We start from the raw sequence: 18,793 nt of genomic DNA on the forward strand, positions 1-18,793 counted from the left end.
CGGGTGTTGCGGTGTTGCAAATTTACATCGACACCTCGACTCCGGCCGGTTATCCTGTTGAACGCGTGACAGGAAGCAAGACGAGCGCAATCATCGGCTCCAGATGCGGCATTCTACTTGATGATGCTGTGTATCGGCGCCGAGACCGGCGCCGGTCGAGGATCGCATTGTCTCGCGAAGACCCGTATCGTGCTCTTGCCTACGATCGGATGTCCGATGGCGCTGCCTCACGCATGGAAAATCGCACTCCTGGCGCTCGCCGCGCCGAGCCTCGCTCGGGCCGCCGATGCACCGGCACCCTCCGCGCCGCCGGTCGATCCGCAGGCCGTCTCGGCCACCTTCGGCTTCCGCTACGTGACCGACTACATCTCGCGCGGCATCTCGCAGACCAACCGCAATCCGGGTGCGCAGGGCTATCTGGAGTTCCAGATGCTCGACGGCCTGTACTATGTCGGCATCGCCGGCGAGCAGGTCGATCTGCCGAACCGGCCCACCATGGAGATGGATTTCTCCGCCGGCATCCGCCCCACCTTCGGGGCGTGGAGCTTCGACCTCGGATACCTGTTCTACAATTATCCCGGCGAGCGGGCGCTCATCGGCACCGACGGCACGATCTACACCGCCAACAACGCCGATTACTACGAGTTCGCCGGCAAGGCCGCCTACGCCGTGAACGACGCCCTGACGCTCGGCTTCAACGCCTATTACACGCCGAGCTACTTCGGCACGCATGCGCCGGGCACCTACATTTCCGGCATCGCCAAATACGTCGTCCCGGAGGGCCTGTTCGGTCTCATGCCGTCGGGTTTCCTGCTCTCGGCGGAGGTCGGCCACTACTTCATCGGCACGACGCGGGCCTCGTTCGGGCGGTTCAATCTGCCCGACTACACCTACGGCAATGTCGGCATCGCCTACACGGCCAAGAACTTCACGCTCGATCTCCGCTACCACGACACGTCGATGAACAAGACCGAGTGCGGCCTCATCACCGCCGATCCGCGCGGCATCGCCAATGGCAGCTTCACCTCGAAGTGGTGCGGGAAGGCGATCGTCGCGACCCTATCCTTCGACGTCACCTCGAAGGACCCCGGCATCTTCGCCAGCCAGGAGACGCTCGCCCCCTCCGTGCCGGCCCGGACCAGTGACGCGGAAGGGCCGGCGGTGCGGTAGCGGCTCAGCCGCGCGGCGCCAGGATGTGGCGCGGAGCGGTGTGGACCGGTGCTTCTCCGGCCGCGCAGGGAAGGGCGCCCACTCCGTCGTCGTTGACGACCACGAGGCGACGGTCGAGTCGCTCCGCGACGGCATGGGGTCGGTCCGCCTCGCCCGCGAACAGTGCGACGCCCCCCTCAGCCGGCCCGCGCCGGAGCCGTGCCACGAGCGCGTCCGTATCGGCGAAGGGGACCAGCGTCACCACCGGGGCGAAGGTGGAGGTCCGCACCAGCGCCGAGGTCTCCGCACAGCCGTCGAGCACGGTCGGGGAGAGACAGGCGAGTGCGCCGTCCCGTTGCGTCAGGGCGCGGCCGCCCGTGAGCAGGCGGGCGCCCGAGGTGCAGTCGGCGGCGATCAGGTCGAGCACGAAGGCGCGGTGCCGTTCCGACAGCAGCGGGCCGAGATCGGTCGCGGGATCGAAGGGATCGCCGGCCCTAAGCCGGGCCGCCTGCGCGGCGAGGGTTTTCGCGAGGTCGGCGCGAGCGGCCTCATGGACGTGGACGATGGTCTCGCTCAGAAAGTCCGAGGCGCGCCACGCGCCCGTCGTGTCGAGGAGGCGCGCGGCGGTGCGCTCCGGATCGGCGCCCGGAAGGACGAGGGCGGTGCTCTTGGGCCGCGTCGCCCAGAGGCTCGTCTCCGGATCCGCCGTGCCGTCCACGAGGCGCATGGCTTCGCGCCCGAGCAGATCGGCCTGCGCTTCGAGCCGCCGTAGGGTCTGCGCGTCGCCGGGCAGCAGCACCAGCGCTCCTTCGGGCAGGCCCGCTTCGCGAAACAGCCCGAGCAGGCGCGCGGCGGTCTCGCCCACCTGCCCGTCGACGCAGGCGATCACCGCGTTGCCCTGCGCGAGCCAGGCGGCAGAGCGGCACAGGTCGAGCAGGCCGCGGCTCCACGGGATGTGGGCCGCGACGAGACCGGCGGGGCGATGAAGCGTCCGGCATTCGCGCCCGCCCGCCACCTCGATCCGAGACGGCGCAAGCCCGGCGGCGAGCCCGGCCGCCCGCTCCACCAGGGCGATGGCGCGGGCGAGGTCGGGCCCGCCGGTGTTCCGCAGCGGGCGGCCGGTCTCCAGGCTCTCGCCGCGGGTGAGCGCGGCGCCGTCCCGCCGCAGGGCCTCGGCGCATCGGCGCAGAATCGCGGCGCGCTCCGCCGGATGCGTCCCGGCCCATTCCGCGAAGCCGCGCTTGGCGTCCTGCACGCCGCGCCGGATCTCGGTGTCGCGCGCGGGCACGAGGCGGGCGATGTCGGCTCCGGTGACCGGGCTGACGACGTGGAGCGGCTCCGGCGGCGCCTCGGGGCGCGAGACCGGAAGCGGCCGGACCGGCTCGGCCGCATCGTCCGCGGCGGCGCCGGCCAGGAGGCCGTCGATGAAGGAGCGGACCAGCGCGCGGGCGCTCGACCCGTCGCTGCCCACCGCGCCGTCGCCGATATGCGAGCGCAGCCATAGGCCGTCGATCATCGCGGCGATCATCGCGGCGTAGGCGGGCACGCAATCGGCGGCGACCATCCCCTTGAGACCGTGGCGGAGATTGGCCGTCATGCGGCGCTGATAGATGCGTTGGACGCGCTTGTAGCGCTCCGAATGGGTGAGCTGGCCCCAGAAGGCGAGCCAGACCGCACTGGTGCGGCTCTCGAACTGCTCGTCGGAGAGGGCGGCGTCGCTGACCGCGAACAGGCGCTCCCGGCGGGTTCCGGCCGCGCGCAGGCCCTCGGCGGTGGCACGGGTCAGGCTGCCGGCCATGAACCGGAGCGTCGCCTCCAAGAGTCCGTCCTTGTCGCCGAAGTAATGGGCGAACAGCCCGGTCGAGACCTTCGCCCGCCGGGCGATCTCGCTCAGCGAAGCGGCGCGGAAGCCGACATCGCCCAGGGTCTCGATCGTCGCCTGGATCAGGTGGCGGCGGCGCGCCTCCTCGAAGCTCTCGGCGGATGGCGCGGCGGTCATCGTCGTCTCCGGGTCTGTGGTTGAATGCTCGTTCAAATGCATGGCGCTGGCAAGAGCCGAGCCATCCCTGTCCCGCCTGTCGCAGCGCCGAAACGACCCGTCGCGGATGCCGCAATGCAGCATATAACGGCACATTGCCTCCTGATCGACGGCGTCTGTTGAAATTTTTTGCGTGACACCCGAACGTAAATTGGTATTGAACGGTCATTCAAGAGATGTCCCGCCCGAATCGGGTCAATCCACGGAAGGCTCGCATGACACGCTTCCCTGCCCGCGCCCTCTGTACCGGTCTTGCTCTCGCCGCCGTCGCGACGGCCGCCGCCGCCGACCCGGCCGCCTGCCGCAACGTCCGCTTCTCCGACGTGGGCTGGACCGACATCTCGGCGACGACCGCCCTCGCCTCGGGCCTTCTGGAGAGTCTGGGTTACGCGCCGAAGACCCAGATCCTGTCGGTGCCGGTGACCTATGCCTCGATGGGCTCGAAGAACATCGACGCCTTCCTCGGCAACTGGATGCCGACCATGGAGGCGGACCGGAAGCCCTATCTCGATCAGGGCAAGGTCGAGGTGCTCGGGCCCAACCTGACGGGGGCGAAGTACAGCCTCGCGGTACCGGACTATCTCTACGACCAGGGCCTGCAGAGCTTTGCCGACATCGCCAAGTTCCGCCGCCAGCTCAAGGGCAAGATCTACGGCATCGAGCCCGGCAACGACGGCAACCGGACGATCCTCGGCATCATCAAGGACAACACCTACGGCCTGGGCAACTTCGACATCGTCGAATCGAGCGAGCAGGGCATGCTGGCCCAGGTCGAACGGGCGATCCAGCGCAAGGAACCGGTTCTGTTCCTCGGCTGGGAGCCGCACCCGATGAACACCAAGTTCAAGATCAAATATCTCGCCGGTGGCGACGACACCTTCGGTCCGAATTTCGGCGGGGCCGAGATCTTCACCAATCTCCGCGCCGGCTACGCCGCGGAATGCCCCAATCTCGGACGGTTCTTCAAGAACCTCACCTTCGACCTGAAAACCGAGAACGTGGTGATGGGCAAGATCCTGTTCGACGGGATGCTGCCCGAGAAGGCCGCCGTGGCGTGGCTGAAGGACAATCCCGAGGTCTGGGCGCGCTGGCTCGACGGCGTCGAGACCTTCGACGGCAAGCCGGCCCTGCCTGCGGCGCAGGCCGCCCTGAAGCGCTGAACGCCCGGCAATCCATCCACGCATCCGAGACGCGGAGCGGCCTATGTACGACTGGCTCGTCGATCACAAGCTCTCCCTCGGGATCTGGCTCAAGGCCCTGGTCGACTTCCTGAACCTGCACGCGCAGGCTCTGTTCGACTTCATCTCCGTCGTGCTCAGCGCGACGGTGGACGGGCTGACCCAAGCGCTCCAGGCGGTGCCGCCGCTCGGCCTGATCGGGGCCTTCGCGGCGGCCGCCTACTGGCTTCACCGGTCGCTCGCGCTCGCGCTGTTCATCGTTCTGTCGCTGCTGCTGGTGGTCAATCTCGGCTACTGGGAGGCGACGATGGAGACGCTCTCCCTCGTCCTGTGGTCCACGCTCACCTGCGTGCTGATCGGGGTGCCGGTCGGCATCGCGGCGGCGCATCGCCCGATGTTCTACGCGGCGATCCGGCCGATCCTGGACCTGATGCAGACGATCCCGACCTTCGTCTACCTGATCCCGACGCTTGTCCTGTTCGGGCTGGGCACCGTGCCGGGCATCATCTCGACGGTGATCTTCGCGCTGCCCGCGCCGATCCGCCTGACGCAGCTCGGCATCGCCTCGGTGCCCGTGAGCCTGCGCGAGGCCGCGCTCGCCTACGGCGCGACCCGGATGCAGATGCTGTTCAAGGTCGAGCTGCCGCACGCCCTGCCGACGATCCTGGCCGGCGTCACCCAATGCATCATGCTCAGCCTGTCGATGGTGGTGATCGCCGCCCTCGTCGGCGCCGACGGCCTCGGCAAACCGGTGGTGCGCGCCCTCAACACGGTCAACATTGCGATGGGCTTCGAGGCGGGCCTCTCCATCGTGGTGCTCGCGATCATCCTCGATCGCGTGTGCAAGCGGCCCGCGCCCCGTGCCCGAAAGGCTGCCCGATGACGGTCGCGCCCATGAAAGCCTTCGACGACGCCTTCGTCCTCGACGCCGCCACGCCGCTGGTTTCCGCCGAGCACGCCGGCAACGCGGTCGAGCTGCGGGACGTGGACATCGTCTTCGGCCGCAACATCGCCAAGGCGCTGGCCCTCTCCGACCGGGGCGAGGGCCGCGAGCGCATCCGCGAGCAGGTCGGCGCCCTGATGGGCACCTTCAAGGTCAACCTCGACATCCGCCGCGGCGAGATCTGCGTGCTGATGGGCCTGTCGGGCTCGGGCAAGTCGACGGTCCTGCGGGCGATCAACGGGCTCAACCCCGTCGCCCGCGGCCGCGTCCTCGTGCATCACCGCGGCGAGCCCGTGGACGTCACCGCCTGCAAGGCCGCGACGTTGCGCGACATCCGGCTCAACACCGTCTCGATGGTGTTCCAGCAGTTCGGCCTGCTGCCCTGGCGCAGCGTGCGCGACAATGTCGGCTTCGGGCTCGAATTGCGGGGCATGGGGGCCGCGGAACGCACCCGCATCGTCGACGAGAAGCTCGCCATGGTCGGGTTGTCGGGCTGGGCCGACAAGACGGTGCAGGAACTCTCCGGCGGCATGCAGCAGCGGGTCGGCCTCGCCCGCGCCTTCGCCACCGATGCCGACATCCTGCTGATGGACGAGCCGTTCTCGGCCCTCGATCCGCTGATCCGCGACAAGCTTCAGGACGACCTGCTCGACCTGCAGAGGAAGCTGCACAAGACCATCGTCTTCGTCAGCCACGACCTGTCCGAGGCACTCAAGATCGGCAACCGCATCGCCATCATGGAGGGCGGCCACGTCGTCCAGTTCGGCACCGCCGCCGACATCCTGCTGCGGCCGGCGAACGATTACGTCGCCGAGTTCGTCAAGCACATGAATCCGCTCGACGTGCTGACCGCGGAAGCGGTGATGCGCGCACATCGCGACCTCCCGCGCGAGGGCGACGCGGTCGTGCTCGACGCCGCGTCCGGCCTGCTCCTGATGCTCGATGCCTGTGGCCGGCCGGAGGCGGCGCAGATCGCCGGACGGCCGGTACCGCTCACCCGCGACGGTGGGGCCGAGGGGCTCGTCGTCGCCCCGTCCGATCTGCCGCTCAAGGCAGTGATCGACCTGCGCGACCGCACCCGCCATCCGCTCGTGTTCGTGAGCGAGAGCGGCCGGCTCGCAGGCGTTTGCGACCATGGCGAGATCTACCGGGCGCTGCTCCAGAAAAACGCCTGACGCGCCGCCCCGGCCGGCCCCTTCCGCTCAACCCCGCGATGCCAGGACCCTGGCCATGAATCTGAACCAGCCCCTCCGCCCCCATATCAGCGGCGCCCCCGCCCGCGACGACGGGCGCCGCACCTTCACCTCGGTCAACCCCGCCGACGGCACGGTGTTGGCCGAGATCGAGCACGCGACCCGCGCCGACGTCGAGGCGGCGGTGGCCAGCGCGGCCGAGGGGCAGGCCGTGTGGGCGCGCGTCCCGGCCCGCGAGCGCAGCCGGGTGCTGCACCGGGCGGTCGCGCTCCTGCGCGAACGCAACGACGCGCTGGCGCGTCTCGAAACCCTCGACACCGGCAAGCCGATTTCCGAGACCCGCAGCGTCGACATCGCCACCGGCGCCGACGTGCTCGAATATTATGCCGGATTGGCCCCGGCCCTGGAGGGACGGCAGATTCCGCTGCGGGAGACCGCCTTCGTCTACACGCGGCGCGAGCCGCTCGGCATCGTCGCCGGCATCGGGGCCTGGAACTATCCGATCCAGATCGCGCTCTGGAAGTCGGCGCCGGCGCTGGCGGCCGGCAACGCGATGATCTTCAAGCCGAGCGAGGTGACCCCGCTCACCGCCTTCGCGCTCGCCGAGATCTACAGGGAGGCGGGCCTGCCCGACGGGGTGTTCAACGTGCTCGCCGGCCTCGGTCCGGAAGTCGGCACATGGCTGACGGGCCACCCGAACATCGCAAAAATCTCGTTCACCGGCGGCACCGCCACGGGCGCGCGGATCATGGCCGGGGCCGCCGCGGCGCCCCTGCGCGAGGTGACGCTCGAACTCGGCGGAAAGTCGCCCCTCATCGTGCTCGACGACGCCGATCTGGAGCGGGCCGCCGACATCGCGGTGGCCGCGAACTTCTTCAGTTCGGGCCAGGTCTGCACCAACGGCACGCGGGTCTTCGTCCCGGCCGGCCTCAAGGCCGCCTTCGAGGAGCGGGTGCTCGCCCGTGTCGCCCGCATCCGCGTCGGCGACCCGCTCGACGAGGCCACGAATTTCGGGCCGCTGGCGAGCTTTTCCCATCGCGACAAGGTTCTCGGCTTCATCCGCGCCGGTCTCGCGGAGGGCGCGCGCCTGCTCGCCGGCGGCGAAGCGCCCGGCGGAGCACTGGCCAGGGGCGCCTACGTCGCGCCCACCGTCTTCACCGATTGCACCGACGCCATGACGATCGTGCGTGAGGAAATCTTCGGGCCGGTGATGAGCATCCTGGCCTACGAGCGCGAGGACGAGGTCCTCGCCCGCGCCAACGCCACCGAATACGGCCTCGCCGCGGGCGTGGTGACGACGCGGCTGGAGCGTGCCCACCGCCTCGTCCACGGGCTCCAGGCCGGCATCTGCTGGATCAACACTTGGGGCGAGTCGCCCCCCGAAATGCCGGTCGGCGGATACAAGCAATCGGGGATCGGCCGCGAGAACGGCGTCGAGACCCTGGAGCGCTACACGCAGGTCAAATCGATTCAGGTCGAATTGTCGGATTTCGCGCCTGTCTTCTGAGAATGCCCGCGCCCCATTTCACGGACAACCGATCATGACGCAGGAATACGATTTCATCATCGTCGGCGCCGGCTCGGCCGGGAACGTGCTGGCCACGCGGCTGACCGAGGACGCGGACACCACCGTCCTGCTGCTGGAGGCCGGCGGGCCGGATTACCGCTTCGACTTCCGCACCCAGATGCCGGCCGCGCTCGCCTTCCCGCTCCAGGGCCGGCGCTACAATTGGGCCTACCTCACCGATCCCGAACCCCACATGGGCGGGCGGCGGATGGAATGCGGCCGCGGCAAGGGGCTCGGCGGCTCCTCGCTCATCAACGGCATGTGCTACATCCGCGGCAACGCCATGGACTACGATTCCTGGGCGCAGGCGCCGGGCCTTGGCGACTGGTCCTACCACGATTGCCTGCCCTATTTCCGCAAGGCCGAGACCCGCGACATCGGCCCCGACGATTATCACGGCGGCGACGGGCCCCTGAACGTCACCACGGCGAAGCCCGGCCGCAACGTCCTGTTCGAGGCGATGGTCGAGGCGGGCGTCCAGGCCGGCTATCCCCGCACCGACGACCTCAACGGCTACCGCCAGGAAGGTTTCGGGCCGATGGACCGGAGCGTCACCCCGAAGGGCCGCCGCTCCTCGACGGCGCGGGGCTATCTCGATCGGGCGAAGGGACGCCCGAACCTCACCATCGTCACGCACGCGGTGACCGACCGCATCCTGTTCGAGGGAAAGCGCGCCGTCGGCGTCGCCTATCTCAAGGGCAAGGCGACGGAAGCGACCACGGTGCGGGCGCGGCGCGAAGTGCTGCTGTGCTCGGGCGCCATCGCCTCGCCGCAGATCCTCCAGCGCTCCGGTGTCGGTCCGGCGGCGTGGCTGCGCGACCTCGACGTGCCGGTGGTGCTCGATCTGCCCGGCGTCGGGCAGAACCTGCAGGACCATCTCGAGATGTACGTGCAGTACGAGTGCCTGAAGCCGGTCTCGCTGGCTCCGGCCTTACGCCCCTGGAACCAGCCGGCGATCGGCGCGGAATGGATGTTCCTCGGCACCGGCATCGGCGCGAGCAACCAGTTCGAGGCCGGCGGCTTCATCCGCTCGAGTCCCGACTTCACGTGGCCGAACCTGCAATACCACTTCCTGCCGGTGGCGATCAGCTACAACGGCACCAACGCGGTCAAGGCGCACGGCTTCCAGGCCCATGTCGGCTCGATGCGCTCGCCGAGCCGGGGCCGCGTGCGCCTGACCTCGCGCGATCCGCACGCCCATCCGAGCATCCTGTTCAACTACATGTCGACGGAGCAGGATTGGCGCGAGTTCCGCGACGCGATCCGCATCACCCGCGAGATCATCGGCCAGTCGGCCCTCGACCCGTATCGCGGCCGCGAGATCAGCCCCGGCCGGGACCGCCGGACCGACGCCGAGCTCGACGCCTTCGTGCGCGAGCACGCCGAGACCGCCTATCACCCCTCCTGCTCCTGTCGGATGGGCGAGGACCCGATGGCGGTGGTCGACGGCCAGGGCTGCGTTCACGGGCTGGAGGGCCTGCGGGTGATCGACGCCTCGATCATGCCGGCCATCGTCACCGGCAACCTCAACGCGCCGACGATCATGATCGCGGAGAAGATCGCCGACCGCATTCGCGGCCGCGCCCCGCTGCCGCGCAGCCAGGCGCCCTACCATGTCGCGGGCGACAGCCCGGTCCGTCAGGCACCCGCCCGCGCGGCCTGAGCGGGGTGGGACCGGCCCCGTCCGCTCCACCGCCGACGAGGCCGGGGACATCGAAGCCCTTCCGGCGCCGGAGGCCTCCAGGCTGCGCGAGGCGTGGGCGGAGACCGCCGGCAACCGGTCCGAGGCGGCCCGGCACCCCGGCAGGTCGCAGCCCGGCCCGATCAAGATAGTCGTGCGGTTCGGAGGGCGATACACCGGTACCACCGGATCACGGCCCGCCCCGCGCGGATCGTGGCTCCGGACATGCGCCGATCAGTACATCGGCGTACCGCCCGTGACGGGCACCAGCGCGCCCGACATGTAGCTGCCCTCGCGCGAGGCGAGCAGCACGTAGGCTGGCGCGAGTTCGGCCGGTTGCCCGGCCCGACCGAGCGGCGTGTCGGCCCCGAGCTGCTCGATCTGCTCGGGCGTCTTCGCGATCGGCTGGATCGGCGTCCAGATCGGGCCGGGCGCCACGCAGTTCACCCGGATGCCCTTCGGCGCCAGCAGGTTCGACAGACCGATCGTCAGGCTGGCGATGGCGCCCTTGGTCGCGGCGTAGATCAGCATCGTGCTGTCGGCCACCTTGGCCTGCTGGCTCGTCGAGTTGACGATGGCCGAGCCCGGCCGCATGTGCGGCACCGCGGCCTGGGCCAGGTAGTACATCGCGAAGACGTTGGCGCGGAACGCGCCTTCGAGGTCGTGCGCGGTCACGTCGTCGAGCCCGTCGTTGATGGTCTGCGCCGCCGCGTTGTTGACCAGGATGTCGATGCGGCCGAGTTCCGCCACCGTGCGCGCGACGAGCGCACGGCAATGATCCTCGTCGCGCAGGTCGCCCGGCAGCAGCAGGGCGCGCCGCCCGGCCTGCTCCACCCAGCGCGCGGTCTCCTCGGCATCCGACTGCTCGGCGTCGAGGTAGGAGATTGCCACGTCCGCGCCCTCGCGGGCATAGGCAATGGACACCGCCCGCCCGATGCCGGAATCGCCCCCGGTGATCAGGGCGACCCGGTCGGTCAGGAGGCCCTTGCCGACATAACTGGTCTCACCGTGATCCGGCGCGGGCGTCATCTTCGAGGTGAGGCCGGGCCGCTCCTGCTGCTGCTCGCCGGGAAAGGGCGGACGCGGGCCTGCTTCGCGCGGATCGGTCGTCATCGCGGGTTCCTTCTGCGGTCTCGGCTAACGTGCCGGGTCCGCGTTGGTCACCGCGACAGAATGGTGCCGGGACGAGCGACCTCTACGGCCGGACGAAGAGCCAGGACGCGATCCGATGCGCCTTCCGGATCGACACGAATCGTGCCGGCAACCCGCCGTCGCTGCCCGGTCTTCCCGCATCAGTCGTACCTGGTGCTGGCCGCCGCAGGCGACCTTGGACGGCATTCCGTACGTTCAGCCTACCGCTGTGCGTGACGGCATCTGCCGCCGGACTTTCCGCCTTGGTCCCCGTTCACTGCTGGTTCCCGCTGTCATTGAAGGCGGGCATGGCGAAGCGCCACGCCCATGGCCCTCGCGATCGCCAGCCTGTCGGGCGCGAAGCCAGCCCGACAGGCTCCATTCTCTATGCCCAGCTCGCACGCTTGGGCGTGGCTGGCGTCAAGGGCAAGCGCGGCTGCGATCCGGTCCGGCGCGTGGTTGGGCTCAAACGCAACACCCTCACCGACACCGATGGCTGCCTGTGACGGGCCACCGTCTCGACAGCCGACCAGCACCCTAAGCCTCGCCTGCTGCGGGCCGCTCGGCGCCTCTGGCCGATCCTAGCGCAATGCTTCGCCTGCCATCGGAGGGCAGGCCGGCTCCAGCACGACGGTCGAGATTATTCGGTCAGACAAGGGCGTTGAGAGCCTCGCCGTGCAGCACCGACGCTGAGCGATCGAGCGAACCTTCAGTTGGATTGTCCGATGCCACCGCCTCGTTCGTGATCACGAAACAACCCCGCCTTCAGCCGTCGACTTCTTTGGCCTGGCCACTGTCATGATCCTCGGACGGCTGGTGCGAGTCCTGCAAATTGGGGGCATGGTCACTTTGCGAAAATTGGCGCCCGTATTGAATTGTTTAATGCTGTCAGTCCTCAATCCTCCGGCTGCGCCTTCATCCGCAACTGCGAGGCGACGCATTCGCGCATCGCGTCCTCGATCCGGGCCTTCTGGGCGTTCGAGTAGCCGGCCACCTCGTCGATGCACTTCACGAAGTAGCCCGCGGTGAAGCTCTCGTTGACGGAGACGAACGACTTGCCGAAGCGGGTGGCGAGCTGGAGCCGGTCCATCGCCGAGCTTTCCCGCCACGCCTGGAGCGTGTCGGTCATCGACAGGGCGTGGGCGGCGCCGGGCGTCAGCAGGGCGGCGGCGAGGGTGGGGACGATCAGGCGACGCATCATGCGATTTTCTCCCGATGATTTTTTCTGATTTTTCTGATGAAAGATGGCGCTTTTGACTTGATGAGGCTGAGCTTACTGTTTGAGCACAGCGATATAGCCTGCCGCAGTGCTGGCGGAAGCGCGTTTCCGGCGCGGATTTCTTAGATTTCTCTGAGGCGATGCCGCTGGGTCGCAACGCGATCCACCTCGTGCCGTCCTTGCAAGGCGGAGCCGAAGCAATGACGGCACGGGGCATTCCGAGCCTTTGGAGCGAACGACAGCACGGCGACGGGGCCGGGCCAGACGTCGGTGTGGGGTGCCGCTGAGAGCAGCGTCCCGAAAGCTGGTTTCCGGCTTTCGAAAAAAGACGATGCGGCACAATAACGGAGAGCATCGTCCCGGATCCGATATCCAGGACGATGCTCTACGATTCCGGACCCCACAGCCACGCCGCCCCGCGCACGCCCGAGGCATCGCCGTGGAGGCTCGCCCGAACCGGTGTGTCGAACGCGTCGGAGAAGACGTGCGGCGCGATTTTTTCCGGCAGCGCCGCCACGACGCTCGCGATGCGCGAGAGCCCGCCGCCCAGCACGATCACGTCGGGATCGATGACATTGACCACGTGCGCGAGGCCGCGGGCGAGGCGGTCGAGGTAGCGCGCCATCGTGGCGGCGGCGCCCGGTTCTCCGGTCAGCGCGGCGGCGACGATCTGCTCGCCCGCCTGCCGCTCGCCGGTCTGCGAAAAATGGTCGGCGGCGAGGCCGGGGCCGGAGAGCCAGGTTTCGATGCAGCCGTGGCGGCCGCAATAGCAGGCCGGGCCGGGGCGCTCGTCGTCGCGGGGCCAGGGGAGGGGGTTGTGGCCCCACTCGCCCGCGATGGCATTGCGGCCGGTGAGCGCCTGTCCCCGCAGGGCGATGCCGGAGCCGACGCCGGTGCCGAGGATCACCGCCCAGACGATCTCCTCGCCTGCGCCCGCCCCATCGACGGCCTCCGACACCGCGAGGCAGTTGGCGTCGTTCTCGACCCGCACCGGTCGCGCGAGCCGGGCCGCGAGGTCCTGCGCGAACGGCCTGCCGTTGAGCCAGACCGAGTTGGCGTTCTTGATCAGGCCGTTATGACGCGAGACGGCGCCGGGCATGCCGATGCCGACGCTCGCCGGGATATCCGCCCCTTGGGCACCGGCTTCGGATTCGAGGGCGGCGACGAGGCCGGCGATGGAATCGAGGGTGCCGGCATAGTCACCCCGCGGGGTCGGCACGCGCGCTTCCGCTCGCGTCGTCCCGTCGGGCGCCAGCGCGATCCCGGCGATCTTGGTGCCGCCGAGATCGATCCCGATGCGAAGTGTTCGTTCGCTCAAGCCCTTACTGCGCCGCCACGACCTTCGGGGCGGGGGCGTCGTCGCCGGGGCCGACCGGGTCCTCGTCCGAGATCTCGGTGCCGATCGCGACCGGATGCGCCATCACCTGCGCGAGCTTCTCCCGGTCGAGCTCGCCCTCCCAGCGGGAGACGACGACGGTGGCCACGCCGTTGCCGATGAGGTTGGTCAGCGCGCGGCATTCCGACATGAACTTGTCGACGCCGAGCACCAGGGTCATCGCCGCGACCGGCACCGGGTTGCCCGGGATGGCGGCGAGCGTCGCGGCCAGCGTGATGAAGCCGGCGCCGGTGACGCCCGAGGCTCCCTTCGAGGTCAGCATCGCGACGAGGAAGATCGTGGCGTACTGGCCGATCGTGAGGTCCGCGCCCACGGCTTGCGCCAGGAACAGCGTGGTGAGCGTCATGTAGATGTTGGTGCCGTCGAGGTTGAACGAGTAGCCCGTCGGGATCACGAGGCCGACGACCGAGTCCGAGGCGCCCAGACGCTTCATCTTGGTCATCATGTGCGGCAGCACCGTCTCGGACGACGAGGTGCCGAGCACGATCAGGAGCTCGTCCTTGATGTAGGCGAGGAACTTGAGGATCGAGAAGCCGGCGAAGGCCGCGATGCCGCCGAGGACCACGAACACGAACAGCAGCGAGGTGGTGTAGAAGGTGCCGACCAGCCAGGCGAGGTCGATGACCTTGCCGATGCCGTACTGGCCGACCGTGAAGGCCATCGCGCCGAAGGCGCCGAGGGGGGCGAGCTTCACGATGATGCCGATGATGCGGAAGAACACCTGACCGGCCGCGTCGATGCCGTGGGTGATGCTCTCGCCCTTCTTGCCCATGCCGGTCAGCACGACGCCGGTGAGGATCGAGATCAGCAGCACCTGCAGCAGGTCGCCGGTGGCGAAGGCGTCGAAGAAGCTCTTGGGGATGATCGCCATCAGGTGGGCGATGGTCGAATCGGCCGCCGCCTTGCTGGCATAGCCCTCGACCGCCTTGGCATCGAGCTTGGTCACGTCGGCGCCGAAGCCGGCGCCGGGCTGGATGATCTCGCCGACCAGGATGCCGACGAGGAGCGCGACGGAGGAGACCACCTCGAAATAGATCAGCGCCTTCAGGCCGACGCGGCCGACCTTCTTGAGGTCGCCGATCGAGGCGATGCCGTGGACGATGGTGCAGAAGATGATCGGCGCGATCATCATCTTGATCAGCGCGATGAAGGCGTCGCCCATCCACTTGAACGACTTGCCCCAGTCCGGCGAGAGCCAGCCGACCAGGATGCCGAGCGCGATGGCGATCAGCACTTGGATGTAGAGCACCTTGTACCAGGGTGTGTGCGCTGCGGGCGCGCCCGCACCATGGGGCGCGGCGTGAGCGGAATGGGCCATGTTTCCTCACCGATACCGTGTCGCGCGGCCTCGTCCCGGGCGGCTTGGCGCGACGCTAATCCGTTTAATCCGTGCCCTCAATCGCGTCTCGGTAGTCGGCCGGGGCTTTGTAACCCAACACGGCTGTCGACAACGCGACGAGGGGCCTATCGCAACCGAAACGCGAGCGCGATCAAGGGGAAGCGGCCGAACCCAAGTCCCGTCCGGGCGCCCTCGGCTGCGGAGGCCCGCCCCGTGTCGATCGTCCGCGTCCTGTCCGTCGTCCTCGTTGCTCTCGTCCTCGCGTTGTCGGTGCGGCCCGCCGCGGCCTCGGTCGTCGCGCGGGTCGATCAGACGGCCCAGCGGATGCAGGTCTATGTTCGCGGCGTTCTCGCTTACGATTGGCCGGTCTCGACGGCGCGGCGCGGGTTCGTGACGCCGAACGGCCGCTACCGGGTCGGGCTCATGGCGCCGATGTGGCGCTCGCGCAAGTATCACGGTGCGCCGATGCCCTACGCGATGTTCTACAGCGGCGGCTACGCCATCCACGGGACCTATGCGGTCGGTGCGCTCGGGCGGCGGGCGAGCCACGGCTGCATCCGCCTGCACCCGGCGCATGCCCGCGAGCTGTTCGGGCTCACGCGGGCCTATGGCGGCGCGCGGGTGGTGATCCGGAACTGAGCGGCCCGGGCAAGAACCACTTCCCCTTTTTCGGGCCGCGCTCTAGAAGCGCTCGCATGTTCGGCATGATCTCCTCGGTGCGGCGAATTACGGGCCCGGCTTCCGCGTAGGCACCGCCTCCTGGCGGCCGCCGGATGCCGGGTGACCGTTTCGCCCCGTCCCCTTTTGCCCGTTGAAGACGCCGAACCCGCCATGAGCGACCAGCAAGACGCTGCCCCCGCGGCCGCCCGAGACTATTCCAAGACCCTCTTCCTGCCGAAGACCGAGTTCCCCATGCGCGCCGGCCTGCCGGCCCGCGAGCCGCTCCTGCTGGAGCGCTGGAATCAGATCGGCCTGTACGAAAAAATCCGCGAGGCGGCGAAGGGCCGTCCGCGCTTCGTGCTCCACGACGGCCCGCCCTACGCCAACGGCAACATCCATATCGGGCACGCGCTCAACAAGATCCTCAAGGACGTGATCGTCCGCTCGCAAGGCGCGCTCGGGAAGGATGCCGATTACGTGCCGGGCTGGGACTGCCACGGCCTGCCGATCGAGTGGAAGATCGAGGAGCAGTACCGGGCCAAGGGCCGGAACAAGGACGAGGTGCCGGTGCTGGAATTCCGCCAGCAATGCCGGGCCTTTGCCGCCGATTGGCTCAACGTCCAGCGCGACGAGTTCAAGCGGCTGGGCGTCACCGGCGATTGGGGCCGGCCCTACTCGACCATGGCTTATCCGGCGGAAAGCCGCATCGCCGCAGAACTGATGAAGTTCGCCGCCTCGGGCCAGCTCTATCGCGGCTCGAAGCCGGTGATGTGGTCGGTGGTGGAGAAGACCGCGCTGGCCGAAGCGGAGGTCGAGTACGAGGAGCATGTCAGCGACACGGTGTTCGTGGCGTTCCCGATCCGTGACGGTGCCACCCCGGAGCTCGCCGGCGCCCGCGTCGTCATCTGGACGACGACCCCCTGGACGCTGCCGGGCAACCGGGCCGTCGCCTACTCCAAGAAGGTCGCCTACGGGCTCTACCGCGTCACCGCCGCCGCCGAGGACAACTGGGCCAAGGTCGGCGACACCTATCTGCTCGCCGACGCGCTCGCCGAGGGTGTGTTCAAGGCCGCCCGCGTCGAGGGTTTCGAGCGCGTCGGCGACGTGCCGAACGCGGCGCTCGCCGGGCTGACGCTGTCGCATCCCTTAGAAAAATTCGATCCGGGCTACGGTTTCGCCGTTCCGATGATGGACGGCGAGCACGTGACCGACGAGGCCGGCACCGGCTTCGTCCACACGGCGCCCGGTCATGGCCGCGAGGATTTCGAGGTCTGGATGGCCAACGGCCGTCGCCTCGCGGAAGCCGGCATCGAGACCCGCATCCCCTACACGGTGGATGCCGACGGCGCGCTCACCAAGGAGGCGCCGGGCTTCACGGGCAAGCGCGTCTTCAACGACAAGGGTGACAAGGGCGACGCCAACAAGGCGGTGATCGCGGCGCTGACGGAGGCCGGTGCGCTCGTGGCGCGCGGCGTGCTGCGCCACCAATACCCGCATTCCTGGCGTTCGAAGAAGCCGGTGATCTTCCGCAACACGCCGCAATGGTTCATCGCCATGGACCGGGCGGTGGATTCCCTCGGCAACCGGACCCTGCGCGAGACGGCGCTGAACGCCATCGAGCAGACCCAGTGGGTGCCGCCGCAGGGCAAGAACCGCATCAACGGCATGGTCTCGGGCCGGCCCGATTGGGTGGTCTCGCGCCAGCGCGCCTGGGGCGTGCCGATCACGGTGTTCGTCCATCGGGAGACCGGCGAGGTGCTGCGCGACGAGGCGGTGAATGCCCGGATCGCCGAGGCCTTCGCGGCGGAGGGCGCCGATGCGTGGTTCAAGGACGACGCCACCGCGCGCTTCCTCGCCCCCGAGCACGATCCGGCGGCCTACGAGAAGGTGACCGACGTCCTCGACGTCTGGTTCGATTCCGGCTCGACCCACGCGTTCGTGCTCGATGACGCGGCAGCCTTCCCGGGCCTTGCCGGCATCCGCCGCGCGGTGGACGGTGGGCCCGACCGGGTGATGTATCTGGAGGGCTCCGACCAGCATCGCGGCTGGTTCCAGTCCTCGCTGCTCGAATCCTGCGGCACGCGCGGCCACGCGCCCTACGACGTGGTGCTCACCCACGGCTTCGTCCTCGACCCCAAGGGGGAGAAGATGTCGAAGTCGAAGGGCAACGTCGTCGCCCCGCAGACCGTCATCAAGGAATCCGGCGCCGATATTTTGCGACTTTGGGTGGCGGCCTCGGATTACTCCGACGACCTCCGGATCGGGCCCGAAATCGTAAAAACGTTCGCCGAGACCTACCGCAAGCTCCGCAATTCCCTGCGCTGGATGCTCGGCTCGCTCGCCCATCGCGTGCCGGGCGACGACGTCCCCTTCCAAGACATGCCGGAGTTGGAGCGGCTGATCCTGCATCGGCTGGCCCAGCTCGACGGCGAGATCCGCGAGGCCTACGCGACCTACGACACCAAGCGGATCGTGGCACTGCTCAACGGCTTCATGACGGGTGACCTCTCGGCCTTCTACTTCGATGTCCGCAAGGACGCGCTCTACTGCGATCCGATTTCTTCGGTGACGCGCCGGGCCTCGCTGCAGGTCATCGACGAGGCTTTTCGGCGCGTCACGATCTGGCTCGCGCCGGTCCTGGCCTTCACGGCGGAAGAGGCGTGGCTGGAGCGCTACCCGTCGGAGGGCGGCTCGGTGCATCTCCAGACCTTGCCCGAGACACCGTCCGAGTGGCGAAACGCCCCCCTCGCGGAGCGCTGGCAGAAAATCAGAAGGGTGCGCCGGGTCGTGACCGGGGCGCTGGAGATCGAGCGCGCGGCCAAGCGCATCGGTGCGAGCCTGGAGGCGGCGCCTTTGGTCTACGTGTCGGATTCCGACCTGCTCGGCGCCCTCGACGGCGTCGACTTCGCCGAAGTCTGCATCTCCTCCGCGATCACCGTTCGCGACGGCGAGGGACCGGCCGATGCCTTCCGCCTCGATGAGGTGAAGGGCGTGGCCGTGGTGCCGCAGCGGGCGGAGGGGCGCAAATGCGCTCGCTCCTGGCGGGTGACCGAGACGGTCGGCGCCGACGCCGAATATCCCGACGTGACGCCGCGCGACGCGCAGGCGTTGCGCGAGTGGGACGCCGCCAACTCGGCTGCCGCGTGATCCTCGTCGCCGACCGCGGACCGACCCTCCCCCCTCTGCGGGGGAGGGTGCCTGCGGCGCAGGCGGGAAAGGGGAGCGACGCTTCCGCTTGGCCGCACTCGACCCGAATTCTCCGGAAGCCGGGTTCCCCTCTCCCGACCCCCTTCGGGGGC

13 protein-coding genes and 1 pseudogene are annotated in these 18,793 nt (G+C 68.9%); 9 read left to right on the plus strand and 5 right to left on the minus strand.

Features of this window, described 5'->3' with window-relative positions:
• The first annotated feature begins 216 nt into the window (after window positions 1–216).
• The gene (locus BM140_RS03865; protein ID WP_091942157.1) at window positions 217–1,170 is read left to right on the plus strand and encodes a TorF family putative porin; all 954 of its coding nucleotides are present in this window, start codon (window positions 217–219) and stop codon (window positions 1,168–1,170) included.
• Between the two features lie 4 nt (window positions 1,171–1,174).
• On the opposite strand, the gene betI is transcribed toward BM140_RS03865, so the two are convergent.
• Entirely contained in the window at window positions 1,175–3,148 is a 1,974-nt protein-coding gene (gene betI, locus BM140_RS03870; RefSeq protein WP_165616386.1) for a transcriptional regulator BetI, read from the minus strand.
• Window positions 3,149–3,402: 254 nt separating this feature from the next.
• On the opposite strand from betI, the gene BM140_RS03875 reads away from it, so the two are divergent.
• Genes BM140_RS03875 through betA form a run of 5 tightly spaced genes read left to right on the plus strand, consistent with a single transcriptional unit; the run spans window position 3,403 to window position 9,731 of the window.
• The gene (locus BM140_RS03875; protein ID WP_091942161.1) at window positions 3,403–4,347 is read left to right on the plus strand and encodes a choline ABC transporter substrate-binding protein; all 945 of its coding nucleotides are present in this window, start codon (window positions 3,403–3,405) and stop codon (window positions 4,345–4,347) included.
• A gap of 43 nt (window positions 4,348–4,390) precedes the next feature.
• Complete coding sequence (gene choW, locus BM140_RS03880) at window positions 4,391–5,248, plus strand: choline ABC transporter permease subunit (protein ID WP_091942163.1); 858 nt, start codon at window positions 4,391–4,393, stop codon at window positions 5,246–5,248.
• On the plus strand, window positions 5,245–6,483 hold the full coding sequence (gene choV, locus BM140_RS03885) for a choline ABC transporter ATP-binding protein (protein WP_244535271.1): 1,239 nt from the start codon (window positions 5,245–5,247) through the stop codon (window positions 6,481–6,483). Before choW ends, choV begins: the two co-directional genes overlap by 4 nt.
• A gap of 55 nt (window positions 6,484–6,538) precedes the next feature.
• Entirely contained in the window at window positions 6,539–8,008 is a 1,470-nt protein-coding gene (betB, locus tag BM140_RS03890; protein WP_091942165.1) for a betaine-aldehyde dehydrogenase, read from the plus strand.
• A 34-nt stretch (window positions 8,009–8,042) separates the two neighbouring features.
• Entirely contained in the window at window positions 8,043–9,731 is a 1,689-nt protein-coding gene (betA, locus tag BM140_RS03895; RefSeq protein ID WP_091942167.1) for a choline dehydrogenase, read from the plus strand.
• A gap of 252 nt (window positions 9,732–9,983) precedes the next feature.
• Here the strand turns inward: betA and BM140_RS03900 are convergent, their stop codons facing one another.
• A complete protein-coding gene (locus BM140_RS03900) occupies window positions 9,984–10,862 on the minus strand; it encodes an SDR family oxidoreductase (protein WP_091942170.1) in 879 nt (292 codons plus the stop codon).
• 166 nt (window positions 10,863–11,028) lie between these two features.
• Here BM140_RS03900 and BM140_RS26180 point away from each other — a divergent pair.
• Window positions 11,029–11,693, plus strand: a pseudogene (locus tag BM140_RS26180) (transposase family protein); the annotation flags it as partial.
• An 82-nt stretch (window positions 11,694–11,775) separates the two neighbouring features.
• On the opposite strand, the gene BM140_RS03910 reads toward BM140_RS26180, so the two are convergent.
• From BM140_RS03910 to BM140_RS03920, 3 genes are all read right to left on the minus strand, one after another.
• Window positions 11,776–12,081: a hypothetical protein gene (locus BM140_RS03910; RefSeq protein WP_244535272.1), complete on the minus strand. Its 306-nt coding sequence runs from the start codon at window positions 12,079–12,081 to the stop codon at window positions 11,776–11,778.
• 403 nt (window positions 12,082–12,484) lie between these two features.
• Window positions 12,485–13,417, minus strand: a complete 933-nt coding sequence (locus BM140_RS03915) for an ROK family protein (protein WP_091942174.1) — start codon at window positions 13,415–13,417, stop codon at window positions 12,485–12,487.
• A gap of 4 nt (window positions 13,418–13,421) precedes the next feature.
• Entirely contained in the window at window positions 13,422–14,813 is a 1,392-nt protein-coding gene (locus tag BM140_RS03920; RefSeq protein WP_091942176.1) for a dicarboxylate/amino acid:cation symporter, read from the minus strand.
• Between the two features lie 234 nt (window positions 14,814–15,047).
• Between BM140_RS03920 and BM140_RS26185 the strand changes: the two genes are divergently transcribed.
• Together BM140_RS26185 and ileS are read left to right on the plus strand one after the other, a co-directional pair.
• Entirely contained in the window at window positions 15,048–15,473 is a 426-nt protein-coding gene (locus tag BM140_RS26185) for a L,D-transpeptidase (RefSeq protein WP_244535273.1), read from the plus strand.
• A gap of 192 nt (window positions 15,474–15,665) precedes the next feature.
• Window positions 15,666–18,641, plus strand: coding sequence for an isoleucine--tRNA ligase (gene ileS / locus BM140_RS03930; RefSeq protein WP_091942180.1), 2,976 nt, complete (start codon window positions 15,666–15,668; stop codon window positions 18,639–18,641).
• Window positions 18,642–18,793: the final 152 nt, after the last annotated feature.

The organism is Methylorubrum salsuginis, from assembly GCF_900114375.1.
Lineage (GTDB): Bacteria > Pseudomonadota > Alphaproteobacteria > Rhizobiales > Beijerinckiaceae > Methylobacterium > Methylobacterium salsuginis.